Annotated in this window: 13 protein-coding genes; 9 read left to right on the top strand and 4 right to left on the bottom strand. The window is 64.8% G+C overall.

Features of this window, described 5'->3' with window-relative positions; genetic code table 11:
* Positions 1 to 120 precede the first annotated feature (120 nt).
* Genes CK501_RS12545 through CK501_RS12510 form a run of 8 tightly spaced genes read left to right on the top strand, consistent with a single transcriptional unit; the run spans position 121 to position 7457 of the window.
* Positions 121 to 1182, top strand: a complete 1062-nt coding sequence (locus CK501_RS12545; RefSeq protein ID WP_095618087.1) for a hypothetical protein — start codon at positions 121 to 123, stop codon at positions 1180 to 1182.
* Positions 1179 to 3980 carry a tetratricopeptide repeat protein gene (locus CK501_RS12540; protein WP_158223117.1) on the top strand — a complete coding sequence of 934 codons (2802 nt, stop codon included), beginning with the start codon at positions 1179 to 1181 and terminating at the stop codon, positions 3978 to 3980. The genes CK501_RS12545 and CK501_RS12540 overlap by 4 nt, the downstream gene beginning before the upstream one ends.
* Positions 3964 to 4560, top strand: a complete 597-nt coding sequence (locus CK501_RS12535; protein WP_158223116.1) for a tetratricopeptide repeat protein — start codon at positions 3964 to 3966, stop codon at positions 4558 to 4560. Before CK501_RS12540 ends, CK501_RS12535 begins: the two co-directional genes overlap by 17 nt.
* Positions 4557 to 4865, top strand: coding sequence for a hypothetical protein (locus CK501_RS12530; protein ID WP_095618084.1), 309 nt, complete (start codon positions 4557 to 4559; stop codon positions 4863 to 4865). The genes CK501_RS12535 and CK501_RS12530 overlap by 4 nt, the downstream gene beginning before the upstream one ends.
* Before the next feature lie 2 nt (positions 4866 to 4867).
* Positions 4868 to 5560, top strand: a complete 693-nt coding sequence (locus tag CK501_RS12525) for a MotA/TolQ/ExbB proton channel family protein (protein WP_233128901.1) — start codon at positions 4868 to 4870, stop codon at positions 5558 to 5560.
* A 9-nt stretch (positions 5561 to 5569) separates the two neighbouring features.
* Positions 5570 to 6091: an ExbD/TolR family protein gene (locus CK501_RS12520; protein WP_095618083.1), complete on the top strand. Its 522-nt coding sequence runs from the start codon at positions 5570 to 5572 to the stop codon at positions 6089 to 6091.
* Positions 6088 to 6579 carry an ExbD/TolR family protein gene (locus tag CK501_RS12515; protein ID WP_095618082.1) on the top strand — a complete coding sequence of 164 codons (492 nt, stop codon included), beginning with the start codon at positions 6088 to 6090 and terminating at the stop codon, positions 6577 to 6579. The genes CK501_RS12520 and CK501_RS12515 overlap by 4 nt, the downstream gene beginning before the upstream one ends.
* Entirely contained in the window at positions 6576 to 7457 is an 882-nt protein-coding gene (locus CK501_RS12510) for an AgmX/PglI C-terminal domain-containing protein (protein ID WP_143421431.1), read from the top strand. The genes CK501_RS12515 and CK501_RS12510 overlap by 4 nt, the downstream gene beginning before the upstream one ends.
* A 3-nt stretch (positions 7458 to 7460) precedes the next feature.
* Here the strand turns inward: CK501_RS12510 and CK501_RS12505 are convergent, their stop codons facing one another.
* From CK501_RS12505 to ettA, 4 genes are all read right to left on the bottom strand, one after another.
* Positions 7461 to 8204 carry a lysophospholipid acyltransferase family protein gene (locus CK501_RS12505; RefSeq protein ID WP_095618080.1) on the bottom strand — a complete coding sequence of 248 codons (744 nt, stop codon included), beginning with the start codon at positions 8202 to 8204 and terminating at the stop codon, positions 7461 to 7463.
* Positions 8205 to 8327: 123 nt separating this feature from the next.
* Complete coding sequence (locus CK501_RS12500) at positions 8328 to 10010, bottom strand: HAD family hydrolase (protein ID WP_233128900.1); 1683 nt, start codon at positions 10008 to 10010, stop codon at positions 8328 to 8330.
* Positions 9982 to 10347: a PilZ domain-containing protein gene (locus CK501_RS12495; protein ID WP_095618079.1), complete on the bottom strand. Its 366-nt coding sequence runs from the start codon at positions 10345 to 10347 to the stop codon at positions 9982 to 9984. The genes CK501_RS12500 and CK501_RS12495 overlap by 29 nt, the downstream gene beginning before the upstream one ends.
* A gap of 63 nt (positions 10348 to 10410) precedes the next feature.
* Complete coding sequence (gene ettA / locus CK501_RS12490; protein ID WP_095618078.1) at positions 10411 to 12072, bottom strand: energy-dependent translational throttle protein EttA; 1662 nt, start codon at positions 12070 to 12072, stop codon at positions 10411 to 10413.
* 260 nt (positions 12073 to 12332) lie between these two features.
* Between ettA and glyA the strand changes: the two genes are divergently transcribed.
* The gene (gene glyA, locus CK501_RS12485) at positions 12333 to 13589 is read left to right on the top strand and encodes a serine hydroxymethyltransferase (RefSeq protein WP_095618077.1); all 1257 of its coding nucleotides are present in this window, start codon (positions 12333 to 12335) and stop codon (positions 13587 to 13589) included.
* The last annotated feature ends 31 nt before the right edge of the window (positions 13590 to 13620 follow it).

The following is a 13620-nucleotide window of genomic DNA, read 5'->3' as shown; positions in this document are numbered from 1 at the left end:
CCCGATTTGAGACAGCCATAACACTCCGGATCGCCAGTGGGTGACCTGTCCCACATCCCGCGCTGACCGCGATTGGTAAACTGGCCGCCGCCTATCCCGGTAATCCGGAGTCTGGAGGTTATGGCGATCCGGTTGATTACGGTCTTTGTCCTGTTCTGCGCTCTGTTCGTTCCGTCAGCGCTGGCCTCCTCGCTGGACCGTGCGCGGGAAGCGCTCGACCAGGATACCCCGGAGCGTGCGGAGTCCATCCTGTCCGAGAATATCCCGCCCGACAGTGTGAGTGACGAGGAGCGTGATGAACTCTTCTTCCTGCTCGCCGAGACCGCACGTCACTACGAGCACTTCAGTGAGGCGGGTAACCAGCTCAACCGCATCAGTGACCCGTTCTGGGGGGGCATGGGGTATTACAACCTGGCCATGGCGTACCTGGAGCGGGAGTCGCTGAGTCGCACGCGCGTTGCGCTGCGGGTGGTCCGGTCGCTGGCGGGTGGCGATGGCTCTCTGCGGGGCGCGGACCTGGTCAGCCGGGCGCATATCGCCGAGGGACTGCTTGCCCTGCGTGAAGACGATTCCCCGCGGGCAGAGCAGGTCCTGAGCCGCGTACGCACGGACAGCACCCTGGTCAGCGAGGGGCTCTATCTGCTCGGCATCGCACGGGCCCGGAACGGCAGCCTGCATCGTGCCCTCCAGACCTGGCAGCGGGTGGAGCGCTTTCCGGTAGCCTGGCCGGGAGTGGTGGAGGCGCGGCTGGCGCGTGTCTGGGGTTACATCGAGTCCGGTCATCACGGTGAAGCGCTGACCACGGCGGAACGCAACCGTGCCTACCTTGAGCGCAGCATCGAACGGCTTGATGGCCTGCGGGAGCAGGTGAGGGAACACGGGTTGGCGCGCCTGATCCGTTCGGAGCTGCAGGGAGACCAGGATCTGGTTGAGTTCCTGCGGGGCAGCCGGAACCACACCCGTTCGCCACTGATCGCCTGGGTACTGGAATATGTGGCGGACGGCGGTGATCCCTCGGTGGAACCAGCGAAACTGGATTCCGGATTTCTCGGGTTCCTGGCCGATGAGCGTGAACGGCTGGCGGGGTTCCGGGACCGCAACCTGAGGCAGCAGGCGCTGGTCTATGAGCAGGTGGCCCTGCGCCAGACGGAAAGGCCGGTTCAGCGGGGCGGATGGGAATGATGCGTGCCGGTCGTCTCCTGAATGCGGGCCTCATCGCGCTCCTTATGACCGGGGCCAGTGGCGCCCGTGCAACCGTGCTCCTGCAGGAAGGCGCGGCTACGCTGGGGGACCTCAGCCCCATTGTCATCCGTACGGGTGGCGGTACCGGGCCGGACGCCTCGCTGGAAGAAGCGGTGCGCCGTCACGCCCGGGTTTTCCGGCGGGCGGATGACCCGCTGGTGCGGGTGCGTACCCTCAACCGCATCCAGAATCTCCAGGCCCGTTTCGGCGGTCCGCTGGGCCTCTCCGAGAAAGCCTCAGAACGTCTGCACAGGGAAGCGCTGGACGACTTTGAGACCCTGCTGGCAGGCACAAAGGGCGAACGGGAGGCGGAACTGCTGTACGAGGCAGCCCGGGCCAGCGATATCGCGGGCCAGCCACGGCGCTCCGTGGGGTATCTGGAACGGATCCTGGAGCAGCATGGGGATTCGGAGTTCATGGCGGAAGCGGCATTCCGCACGGGCGAGCACCGTTTCAGTCAGGGCCGATACGCGGACGCGGCGGAGGCCTTCGGAGGGGCCCGGGAGCATGGGCCGGATGACGATTTCCGCAATGACAGCCTCTACATGCTGGGATGGAGCCGTTTTCTCAATGACGAGGCCATGAAGGCGGCGGGGCTTTTCCTGGTGTTCATGGATCGCTATCACGACCAGGGCACGGGCTTCGCCAGTGTCTCGGGCAAGGACGCCGAGCAGGTGGCGGATGCCCAGCGGGTGCTCAGCCTTATCGCCACCTATGATCGTGGCCCGGAAACACTCGCACGCGTGCTCGATGCCCATGGCGACCGCCCCTATGCCGCTACCCTCTATGATCACCTGCTGCGCTTCCTGAGGGAGCGGGGTGATCATCAGGGCAGTGTGGCCACCGCCGAAGCCTTCCGTGCCCGCTACCTGGACCATGTTGCGGCGCCGGCGATGCTCACGGAAGTGGTTGAGAGCTGGCGGCTGGCGGGCAATACCGAGCGGATGCGTGATGCCATGGCGGAGGCGGTGGAAGCCCATGCCGAGCCGGACGCGATGGCCGCGCTTGACCGGCCGGTGCGCCGGCAGGTGATGGGCTATCTGCGTGCACTGGGAGTGTGGCATTACACCCGGGGCCAGGCTCTGGAAGGCGGCGAATCCCGCAGCCATTACCGCCAGGCATCCCAGCGGCTGCGCCAGTATGCCGACCGCGCCGGCCGTTTCCGGATGGAGGCCGACGCCATGGGAACCGGCGCCGGCTACATGGTGCTGCTTGCAGGGGATGCCGCCCTTCGGGGTGGCCGCACCGCAGGGGCTGCCGGCCTGTATGAGCGTGCGGCCTGGTCCGAACCGCCTTTCCCGGGCGCGGGTGAGGCAGCCTATGCGCTTGTTCAGCTGCGCCAGGACCAGTGGCACAGGCAGGAGGACGCGGAGTCCAGGGATCGGCTGATCGCGGATGCCCGCCGCTTTGTTCAGGACTTCCCCTGGCACGCGGATATCAACGGCGTGCGGCAGACACTGGCGAACCGGCTGTACGAGGCGGGGCGGTATGCCGAAGCACGCGGGGTGGCGCGGACCCTGGTGGACGCCGATGCCACAGACGATCAGCGCCGGGCAGGCTGGATCCTGCTGGGGCATCTGCGCATGGACGCGGAGGAATACGCGAATGCCGCCAGCGCCTGGGCCGAGGTGCGGAAGCTGACACCGGCAGAGGATGACCGTATGGCGGATTTCCGGGAGCGCCATGGCCTGGCTCTCTATCGGGAAGCGCAACGGCTGGCTGCCGGGGAACAGTCAGAGCAGGCCCGAACCTGGTTCCAGAAGGCCTACAGGGCGGCGCCTGGCACGGATGTGGCGGCCAGCGCCCGCTATGATGAAACCGGCCTGGTGCTGGAACTGGCGCAGTGGGATGAAGCCATCCGCCTTCTGCAGACATTCCGCCAGCGCTTCCCGGAACATGACCTGGCCCAAGGGGCGGGCGAACGTATTGTGCATGCCCACCGCCAGGCGGGCCGCCCGGGAGAGGCAGCGGATGCCATGCTCGCGACAACGCCGGACGATCTGGACCCCGAGGAACGCTGGAGCCGTCAGCTGCGGGCCGCCCGCTACTACCGTGAGGCGGGGCGCCTGGCGGATGCGGTAGCGCTTTACGAACGTTACCTGGCGGACGGGACCGACCATCTGGGCGGGCATGTCTTCCAGCAGGAGCGCCGGCATGAGCTTGCACTGATGCAGAAGACGCTGGAAAGGGAGGAGGCACTGTCCGGGACCCACAGGGCCATTGTCGAAGCCGAGGATGGGGCCGAAGGAACGGCCCGGAGCGCCCGGCTGGCCAGCCGCAGTGCGCTCTGGCTGGGCCGGCGTGCTGCTGACGTGTTTGAGCGGATCGAACTCGGGGCGCCGCTGGACGAATCCCTGGCGCGCAAGCGTGACGCCCTTTCCGAGAGCCTGGAGTGGTTCCGCAGGGCAGAGCGTTTCGGCATCGCGGAGACCGCCACCGAAAGCACCTATCGCATGGCCGAGCTGTACCGCCAGCTGGCTCAGGACGTGCTTGACTCCGAGCGCCCCTCAGGGCTGACCGATCTCCAGGCCAACCAGTACGAGATGCTGCTGGAAGAGGAAGCCTACCCCTTTGAGGAAAAAGCCATTGAACTCCACCAGCGCAATCAGCAGCGGATCCCAGAGGGTCACTGGACGGGATGGGTGAGCCGCAGCCTCGACAGCCTGGCGGATCTTTTCCCGGCCCGCTATGAACGCGATCTTCAGTGGACGGAGGCACGCCATGAAGCGGCGCGCTGAATGGGGGATGGTGCTCGTCATGGGGCTTCTGGCCGGCTGTGCCGGTATGCAGTCAGGGCCGGAGCCAGGACGGATGCCGGAGCGAGTGGCGCTGGTCACGCCAGCGCTGGATCCATCGGACCGGGATCGACTGGAGCAGGTGCGCGCCGCGCTCGCTGATGGCAGTCCAGCTGCTGCCGGGCGGCAGCTTGAGCGGGTGGAAGACGATCACCGTTTCCACCCGGATGTTCTGATGCTGAGGGCCATGGTGGCCCGTCACCAGGACAGGCCGCGGCAGGCAGTTCGGGCGCTGGAGGCACTGCTGGATCAGTCCCCGCAGCATGCGGCGGCGGCCAACGATCTGGCGCTGCTCTACCGGCAACAGGGGCGGATTGATCAGGCCGCGGCGCTGCTGCGCCAGGCGCTGGAGGCCAATCCTGAGCATCCGCAGCTGCACTACAACCTCGCTGTCCTGTCGGAACTCTATCTGCTCGATCTGGAGCAGGCCCTGACCCATTACCGGCGCTACCAGTCGCTGACGGACACCGAGGATGAGGAAGTCGCCCTGTGGATCCGGGACCTGGAACGGAGGGTGGAATGAAGACGCGGTACAGAACCCTGTTGATGGCCCTGGCGTTGTTGGCCCTGCCGGTGACAGCCCAGGACGACCCGGAGGGCATCCGCATCGAGGGTGTGGACGAGCGCCCGGGTGTGATGCACCTGATGCCCTGGCGACTGCCCAGGGATGCCCCCATGGAGGCACCCCGGGCGGAACAGGGGCGTCTGGGCGAGCTCCTCAGCCCCCTCGATGATCAGAGCTACCGCCGTTATCTCAGATACCGCAGTGACCCCGGCACGCTTCTGGAAGCGCTGCCGGGGGCTGCCTCAACCGGAGAGACCCGCTGACCATGCAGACACCGATAGCCAACGCAACGGAGATCCCACTGATGGAATCCGCAGTCCGTTTCTTCCAGCAAGGGGGGCTGTTCATGGTTCCCATTGCCCTGATCCTGCTCATCGGCCTGGCGATTGTGCTGGAGCGCATGATCTACCTGCAGGTGGCACGACGGCGCAACCGCAGGCTCTTTGAGTCCGGTCTCTGGCCACTGCTGCAGAAGGGGGAGTTCCAGAAAGCCTCGAAAGCGGCCCGGGAGTCGGGCGTCGAGGTGGGCGAGATGGTGGCCGCCGGCCTGGCCCGCTTCCGCAACAGCCAGTCGCGTTCGGATGTGGAATACGCCATGGAAGAGGGGCTGATGGAGGTGCTGCCACGCTTCGAGAAGCGCACGCCCTACCTGGCCACCCTGGCCAATGTGGCCACGCTGCTGGGGCTGCTGGGCACCATCATGGGCCTGATCTCGGCCTTCACCGCCGTGGCGGATGCGGACCCGGCCGACAAGGCCAGCATGCTTTCGGACAGCATCTCCGTGGCCATGAACACCACGGCTTTCGGGCTGATGTCCGCCATTCCGCTACTGCTGGCCCATGCCTATCTCCAGACCCGTACCAACGAAATGATCGACAGCCTGGAGATGGCCGGGGTCAAGCTCCTGAACCTGATCTCGGAAACCCAGGCGGGCAGTACCGCGCGCAGCGAAGGGTGAGGCCAGCCCATGAGACGACGCCGACATCGCCGGCAGACGGCGGAAGCGGACCTGAACATCACGCCCTTCCTGAACCTGATGATCGTGCTGGTGCCCGTGCTGCTGCTGAGCATGGTCTTCACCCAGACCCGCATCCTGGAACTGCGCTTCCCGGAAGCCGGTGAGCGCCTGGATGAGATGGTGGACGACGGGGAGGAGCTCGCGCTCTACGTGATCGTGCGTGATGGACGCCTGGAAGTGGGCGACCGCAACGGGGGCGTGCTCCGGCGTTTTGAGCCGGGTGAAGAGGGCAACCCGGACTTTGCGGGGCTGCGGGAGCTTCTCAAGGGCGTTAAGGAGCGCTTCCCCGAAACCCGTAACATCCGACTGCTCGCGGGGCCGGATACGGATTACCAGACACTGGTGACCACCATGGACACCGTTCGCGGCTACCCGGAGGTGGTGGCGGCGGATGCGGTCACCGCGGAACTCTTCCCGGACATCGCCCTCGGTGACGCGCCGGCGCCCGAGGGTGGGGAGGCGGACTCATGAAGGCATCCCGCCGCGCCCGCCGCATCCAGCGCCACTACCGGCGCATGAACCGCCCGGGTGGACTGAACCTCACGGCCCTGATGGACATTTTCACCATCCTGGTGTTCTTCCTGATGGTGAATTCCTCAGATGTTCAGGTCCTGCAGGAGGACAGCGATATCCAGCTGCCGCGCTCCGCGGCGGAGCAGGTGCCGGAAAGCATCCTCCGGGTGGTGGTGGCCGGCGAAAGCATCCTCGTCGGTGGCAGCGAGGTGGCCCGGCTGGACGGCGTAACCGAGGGCAAGGGCGGTGAGGTCATTGCCGATCTCCAGGCGCACCTGGCCGGCAGCGTGGAATCCGGTGACGAGGCCAGGGCAATGATCGTGGCGGACCGGAGCCTGGATTACGCACGCCTGCGCCCGGTTATGCGCAGCGCGGTGAATGCGGGCTACACCCGGATTCATCTAGCCGTTGAAAGCACGCCGGAGAGTGAAGGAGGTAGGCCTTGAGCCGTTCTCCGTCGTTGCCGTGGCGCAGCACCCGGGGCGAAGACCGACTGCTCGGGGTGATACTGGCGATGCTGCTGGTGGTTTTCCTGCCGTTGGTCGTACTGGTGCCTGGAATGGAATTGCCAGAGCGGGCACCGGAGCAGTCGGACGAACCGGATCCGCAGATGGCGCGCATGCTCGAGGAACCCGAGGAGCCTGAACCGGAGCCCGAGCCGGAACCTGAAGTCAGCGAGGCGGAAACGGAACCGGAGCCGGACGCACCGCAGGCGCCCCAGCCTGAGGAGACGGTTGAAGAAGCGCGGGAAGTGGCGCGTGAATCCGGTCTGGTGGGGATGCGGGATCAGCTGGCGGAGCTGCGTTCGCTGGCCCCGGAGACGGAGACCGACATCCGGGATCCGGAGGAAAGTGCGGACGACGGTGCCGGGGCGCTTCCGGACGGGCCGGATGAAGAGCAGCTCATGGCGGATTCGGGCGGTCCTGGTGAACCGGGCGGAGCCTCAGTTGAGGAAGGCGATATGACCCGCCGCGAAACCCGGGATGTTGCCGGATCCGGCGACAACTCTGGCGCACAGCCCGCCGAACCGGAGGAGCGCCCCATGGCGAACATCCGGGAGACCTTTGAGCGCAACAAGTCCGCGCTCTTCTCCATCTACAACCGCGCCCGCCGCCAGAATCCGTTGCTGGAGGGCGAGGTGGTGCTGGCCCTGAGAATTGGCCCGGGCGGGAACGTGCTGGAGGTGGAGGTGGCCGAATCAACGCTGGGCGATGAGGGCGTGGCGCGGAAGATTGCCCAGCGTGTTGCGCTGTTCAATTTCGGCGCCATGGAGGTGCCGGAGCGTTCGGTCCGGTTCCCGGTGGATTTCGCGCCACCGGGTTAGGCGTCAGGCGGCCTGCCGGGGATGCACTTCCTCCGGAGCGGGGGACTCGCCATTGAGTTCCGTCAGGTTGCGGACCATCAGCGAGCGACAGTGCTCCATGAGCCAGGGCACATCGGCACTGCCCAGGTGCTCTGTCTCCACCGGCGGCAGCACCCTCACGGTGATGGTGTGAGGACCTTTGCCCGATGCCAGTGTTTTCAGGTAGTCGCTGATGCACACCATGGTGATGGGGGCACCCGTGGCGATGGCGGTATGGAATGCGCCCTTGCGGAAGGGCAGCAGTCCCCGACCACGGCTGCGCGTGCCCTCCGGCATGATCCATACCGACTGCCCTCTGGCCGCGATCGCGAGATTGGCGGCAGTCATGGCGGTCATGGCCCTGGCCCTGTTACGCCTCCGGATCAGCACGTTGCCGCCCAGCCAGAAGATCTGACCGAACAGCGGAATCCATCCCAGGCTCTGCTTGCCGACAACCACGGCATTGTCCGGGGTCATACTGCCAACCACGTAGAGATCCAGATTCGATTGATGGTTGGCGATCAGAACGCGCGGCTCGTTGGTGGGAAGATGCTGCCAGCCTTCCAGGCGTACCCGGGCATTGAGCACCCTGAGGCCACCCCATGCGTACATGCGTGCGCAGATTCTGTTGTTGCCGCGATGGAATGGGCGTGCCACACAGAGCAGGAAGCCGGCCAGGGTTGCTGGTATTGCCGTGATGAAAAGGCCGATCCTCTGGAGCCAGCGCATTCGGTATTCCTCGTACAGATGTTCACTTTATTTCAGTGTACAGCCGTACCAGAAACCTGTCATCGGTCAATTTGTAGTCAACTGTAACCATCACCAATGAGGCGTTTGGGAGAGCGGTCCGGGTCAGGGGGTGGCGTCATCGAGGCAGGTCAGCAGCATGGCCCAGAACTCGGAAAAGTCGTTGACGACTACATCCGGCTGGTAGGGGTGGTTGGTATCCCCCGGGAACAGCCGGTTGAGGGCTGGCAGGTCCCACTGGGCGCTGTTGAAGAATACGGCGGTCTGGCCGGCGCGCTGGGCCGCGCTCACATCCGTGGTGCTGTCACCCACGTACCAGATGCCGGCGTCCGAGGCTTCCTCCAGGCGTTCCGCCGCCAGCAGCAGCTGATCCGGGTGCGGTTTGCGGTGGGGTACGTCGTCGCCACAGATGTTGATGGCGAACAGTTCCGTCCAGCCGCCGTCATCCACCAGGCGCAGTTCTTCCTCGAAGAATTCACGGTCGCGGTTGGTGATCACGCCAATGCGCAGGGGGAGTGTGTTCAGCGTTGAAAGCAGGTCCCGCACCCCCGGTTCCAGTGGCAGCACGGAGCCGTAGTGGCGTCGGTAATGATGCCGGAAGACCTGGTGGGCAAGGCTCTTGCTGGTGTCGTCCTCGCCGAAAAGCACCTCGAAGATGTCGGTTCTGGAGATCTTGCGGTCGGCGCGGACCTGGGGGTGCAGGCGGGAATGGTCGCGTGCGTAGTCCACCAGGCGCTGCTCCTCCGGGGAGCGGGCGTTGGAGGTGGTGGCGATGTTGTCCAGAAGGCCCCGTTCCCGGAGTTCCGGCAGCATGTCGTCCACCGCGTGGTACATGGCGTCCAGGGTATCCACGAGAGTAGCGTGCCAGTCGAACAGGATGACCCTGGGGAGTGTCAGGTTGACCACCGAGGGGTGCCAGTCCGGTTCGATACGGGGTTCCGGTGGCTGCGGCGCCGGATAGGGGGGCGGGCGCCTGGCATCGAGTGTGGCCCTGGCATCGCCCTCCAGATTTTCCGCGATGCGGTCGGTCAGCGCCTCGAAGGAATGGGCGATGGCGGCCGGGTGGTGGTCGGGATCGCCGGCAAAACGGCGTTTGATGTATTCCGGTTCCCACTGGCCACCGTTGAAGAACACCGGGGTGACGCCCGCATTGCCGGCAGTGATCATGTCCGTGGTGCTGTCGCCGACATACCATACCCGTTCATCCGCCGGGCAGCCTGCAGCCTCCGCGGCTTTCAGGATGATCTCGGGGTCGGGCTTGTAGGCGGTGACGTCCCCGGCGCAGACGATGACGTCGATCAGTGGCGCCCAGCGCCCGCCATCCACCAGGGTAAGCTCATGTTCCAGGAACTCGCGGTTGCGGTTGGTGGCCACGCCCAGGCGGATTCCGGCGGCACGCCAGGCGCTGAGGTACTCGAAGATCCCCTCCTGGAAGGGCCTGACTTCGCCGTAGTGGCTGCGGTAACAGGCATTGTAGGCTTCGTGGGCAACCTGCTTGGCGGCAGTGTTGTCGCCGAAGATGGCGTTGAAGATGTCGGTGCGCGAGACCCGGCGTTCCGAAAGAATGCGCGGGTGGAGCCGACGGAAGAGGCGGATGTAGCGCACCAGCCGTGCGTCATCCGCGGTCTTGCACTGGTCTTCCGGGAGCAGTTCCTCCACCAGGCCGAGCTCCTCCAGCTGGGGGAGCATCTCTTCCATGGCCGAAAACATCGCATCGTGGGTGTCCACGACGGTTCCGTGCCAGTCAAAGAGGATGAGCTCAGGTGTCGCTGAGGCGCGCCAGTTCACGGTGCAGCTCCGCTTCGTCGCCAAGGTTCAGTTCCACCAGGCGCCGGAGATGGGTGGCGCTTTCCAGGTCCATGGAGCGGCATTCGAAGCCCAGAAAGCCATCCTTCCGATGGCGCAGCGTGGCACCCATGGTGATCTGGGTGGTGTTGTCGGAAAGCCAGATGGTGATGGTGTAGCCCTCACCGGGCTGGCCCGTGAAGTCCTCCGGTGCCGTCAGAAGCGCGCCGTGGAGCGAGATGTCCTGGACCTGGCTGGGCCAGATGCGGTCTCCCAGGTGGATCTCACAGGCGGCATCGAACAGGATGCGGCTGAAAAAGCGGCGTTCCCGGTTGGCCATGGGCAAACCTCATCAGGGCGTTTCCTTCACTATAGTGAAAGATGCCCTGATGGGGAAAACCGATCAGGCAAGTTTCTTATGCTTCACCCGCTTGGGAACCCAGGCGTCCTCACCCTTGCGGGCGCGCAGGTCGCGGTCGTAGTCCGAGAAGTTGCCTTCGTGGAAGACCACCTCGCCGTCGCTCTCATAGGCGAGGATATGGGTAGCGACCCGGTCCAGGAACCAGCGGTCGTGGGAGATGATCATGGCACAGCCCGGGAAGACCAGCAGTGCTTCCTCCAGCGCACGCAGGGTCTCCACGTCCAGGTCGTTGGTGGGCTCGTCCAGCAGCAGGACGTTGCCGCCTTCCTGCAGCAGCTTGGCCAGGTGCACCCGGTTGCGCTCACCTCCGGAAAGCTCCTTGATGCGCTTCTGCTGCTCGGCGCCCTTGAAGTTGAAACGGCCCACATAGGCGCGGGACTGGGTCTGGTACTGGCCGACCTGGATGATGTCCTGGCCGCCGCTGATCTCTTCCCAGACGCTGTTCTCCTCGTTGAGCTCGCGCATCTGGTCCACGTAGGCCAGCTCCACGGTCTCACCCAGTACGATCTGACCCTCGTCCGGCTGCTCGGTGCCAGCGATCATGCGGAAGAGGGTGGACTTGCCCGCGCCGTTACCGCCGATGATGCCCACGATGCTGGCCGGCGGCACGCTGAAGGTCAGGTTCTCGAACAGGACCTCGTCATCGTAGCGCTTGGTCACGCCCTCGACCTCGATCACCTTGTTGCCCAGGCGTGGACCCGGTGGGATGTAAAGCTCGTTGGTCTCGTTGCGCTTCTGGAATTCCTGGGAGTTGAGCTCCTCAAAGCGCTTGAGGCGCGCCTTGTTCTTGGACTGCTGGCCCTTGGCCTGGGACTTCACCCATTCCAGTTCCTGTTGCACCGCCTTGCGCTGGGAAGCCTCCTGCTTGGCCTCCTGCTCCAGGCGCTTCTCCTTCTGCTCGAGCCAGCCCGTGTAGTTGCCCTGGAAGGGGATGCCCTGGCCACGGTCCAGTTCGAGGATCCAGCCGGCGACGTTGTCCAGGAAGTAGCGGTCGTGGGTGATGGCCACCACAGTGCCCGGGAAGTCGTGCAGGAAACGCTCCAGCCAGGCCACGCTCTCGGCGTCCAGGTGGTTGGTGGGCTCGTCCAGCAGCAGCATGTCGGGGCTGGACAGCAGCAGTCGGCACAGCGCCACGCGGCGGCGTTCACCGCCTGAAAGATGGTGTACGCCAGCGTCCCATGGCGGCAGGCGCAGGGCATCCGCGGCCACCTCCATGCGGCGCTCGATATCATGGCCCTCGGAGGCCTGGATGAAGGCTTCCAGTTCCCCCTGCTCCTTGGCGAGGGCGTCGAAGTCCGCGTCCGGCTCGGCATAGGCGGCGTAGATCTCATCCAGCCGCGCCAGCGCCTTATGGACGCCTTCCACGGACTCCTCGATGATCTCCTTGACGGTCTTGTTCTCGTCCAGCTGTGGCTCCTGGGGCAGATAGCCGATGTTCAGCCCCGGCAGCGGGCGGGCCTCGCCCACATAGTCCGTCTCAACGCCGGCCATGATCCGCAGCAGGGTGGATTTACCCGCGCCGTTGAGGCCGAGAACGCCGATCTTGGCGCCTGGGAAGAAACTCAGGTTGATGTCCTTGAGGATCTCTTTCTTCGGGGGAACGACCTTGCCGAGGCCGTTCATGCTGAATACGTACTGAGCCATGGAATCGGTGTCCTGCTGGGAAGTCGGAAAATGGAAGCGTAAGTCTGGACGTACGTTAACCAATAGCGGCTTCTGAGGCAATAAAGACCGCCAGTGGCGGGCGTTCTGGCGCGTTTTTGGACGGCGGATGTTATTGCGGCCCCTTTTCGGTAGAATAGCCTCGCCTTCAGAGAGACCCCGAGAGTTCATCATCGACCATTTTCTGGCAAGCAAAGGCGTTCCTCGGGGCGCGTCAATTGCCAGCACACGAGAGGCTGACAATGTTTAAGCGAGATATGACCATTGCCGGTTACGACGAGGAAGTCTGGAATGCCATGGAGGCGGAAGTCCGCCGACAGGAAGAGCATATCGAACTGATCGCGTCCGAAAACTACACCAGTCCACGCGTAATGGAAGCGCAGGGCTCGGCACTCACCAACAAGTACGCCGAGGGCTATCCCGGCAAGCGTTACTACGGTGGCTGCGAGCACGTGGACGTGGTTGAGGAGATCGCCATTGAGCGCGCCAAGAAGCTGTTCGGGGCGGATTACGCCAACGTCCAGCCGCACTCCGGCTCCTCCGCTAACAATGCGGTTTACCTGGCGCTGATGAAGCCGGGCGAGACGGTGCTGGGCATGAGCCTGGACGCCGGCGGCCACCTGACCCACGGGGCCAGCGTCAACTTCTCCGGCAAGACCTACAATGCCGTCCAGTACGGTCTGGATACCGAAACGGGCATGATCGACTACGACGAGGTCGAGCGCCTGGCGGTTGAGCATAAGCCCAAAGTCCTGCTGGCCGGTTTTTCCGCCTATTCCCAGGAACTGGATTTCAAGCGGTTCCGCGAGATCGCGGACAAGGTCGGGGCGTATCTGTTTGTGGATATGGCCCACGTGGCCGGCCTGGTGGCGGCGGGTGTCTACCCCAATCCGGTGCCATACGCGGACGTGGTGACCACTACCACCCACAAGACCCTGCGGGGCCCGCGCAGTGGCCTGATCCTGGCGAAGTCCAATCCGGAGCTGGAGAAAAAGTTCAACTCCGCGGTCTTCCCGGGCAGCCAGGGTGGCCCGCTGATGCACGCGATCGCCGGCAAGGCGGTGTGCTTCAAGGAAGCCATGCAGGATGATTTCAAGGAGTATCAGCAGCGCGTGGTGAAGAACGCCCAGGCCATGGCCGGGGTGTTCCAGGAGCGAGGCTTCGACGTGATCTCCGGCGGTACGAAGAACCACCTCTTCCTGCTGAGCCTGATCAAGCAGGATATCACCGGTAAAGATGCGGACGCCGCGCTCAGCAAGGCCAACATCACGGTCAACAAGAACGCGGTCCCCAACGACCCGCGTTCGCCGTTTGTGACCTCCGGTCTGCGGATTGGTACGCCGGCGATGACCACGCGTGGCTTTGGTGAAACCGAGGCACGGGACCTGGCCGGCTGGATGTGTGATATCCTTGATGATCTGGAAAATGAAGAGACCATCGAGCGGGTCCGCAAGCAGGTTCTGGAGCTGTGCCGGCGTTTCCCGGTCTACGCTGACTGACCACCGCTGGCCCGCTTGCCGTCCGGGAGTG

It is taken from the genome of Halovibrio salipaludis (assembly GCF_002286965.1).
GTDB classification, from domain to species: domain Bacteria; phylum Pseudomonadota; class Gammaproteobacteria; order Pseudomonadales; family Oleiphilaceae; genus Halospina; species Halospina salipaludis.
The sequence above is the reverse complement of the archived record's forward strand: the minus strand, read 5'-3'. Positions and strand labels throughout refer to the sequence as shown.

What these genes read in the sequence shown, in the direction of transcription:
- CK501_RS12505 (WP_095618080.1), bottom strand. Translation starts at nt 8,204, where the DNA reads ATGCGCTGGCTCCAGAGGATCGGCCTTTTCATCACGGCAATACCAGCA.
- CK501_RS12530 (WP_095618084.1), top strand. Translation starts at nt 4,557, where the DNA reads ATGAAGACGCGGTACAGAACCCTGTTGATGGCCCTGGCGTTGTTGGCC.
- CK501_RS12535 (WP_158223116.1), top strand. Translation starts at nt 3,964, where the DNA reads ATGAAGCGGCGCGCTGAATGGGGGATGGTGCTCGTCATGGGGCTTCTG.
- CK501_RS12520 (WP_095618083.1), top strand. Translation starts at nt 5,570, where the DNA reads ATGAGACGACGCCGACATCGCCGGCAGACGGCGGAAGCGGACCTGAAC.
- CK501_RS12525 (WP_233128901.1), top strand. Translation starts at nt 4,868, where the DNA reads ATGCAGACACCGATAGCCAACGCAACGGAGATCCCACTGATGGAATCC.
- glyA (WP_095618077.1), top strand. Translation starts at nt 12,333, where the DNA reads ATGTTTAAGCGAGATATGACCATTGCCGGTTACGACGAGGAAGTCTGG.
- CK501_RS12515 (WP_095618082.1), top strand. Translation starts at nt 6,088, where the DNA reads ATGAAGGCATCCCGCCGCGCCCGCCGCATCCAGCGCCACTACCGGCGC.
- ettA (WP_095618078.1), bottom strand. Translation starts at nt 12,072, where the DNA reads ATGGCTCAGTACGTATTCAGCATGAACGGCCTCGGCAAGGTCGTTCCC.
- CK501_RS12495 (WP_095618079.1), bottom strand. Translation starts at nt 10,347, where the DNA reads ATGGCCAACCGGGAACGCCGCTTTTTCAGCCGCATCCTGTTCGATGCC.
- CK501_RS12545 (WP_095618087.1), top strand. Translation starts at nt 121, where the DNA reads ATGGCGATCCGGTTGATTACGGTCTTTGTCCTGTTCTGCGCTCTGTTC.
- CK501_RS12540 (WP_158223117.1), top strand. Translation starts at nt 1,179, where the DNA reads ATGATGCGTGCCGGTCGTCTCCTGAATGCGGGCCTCATCGCGCTCCTT.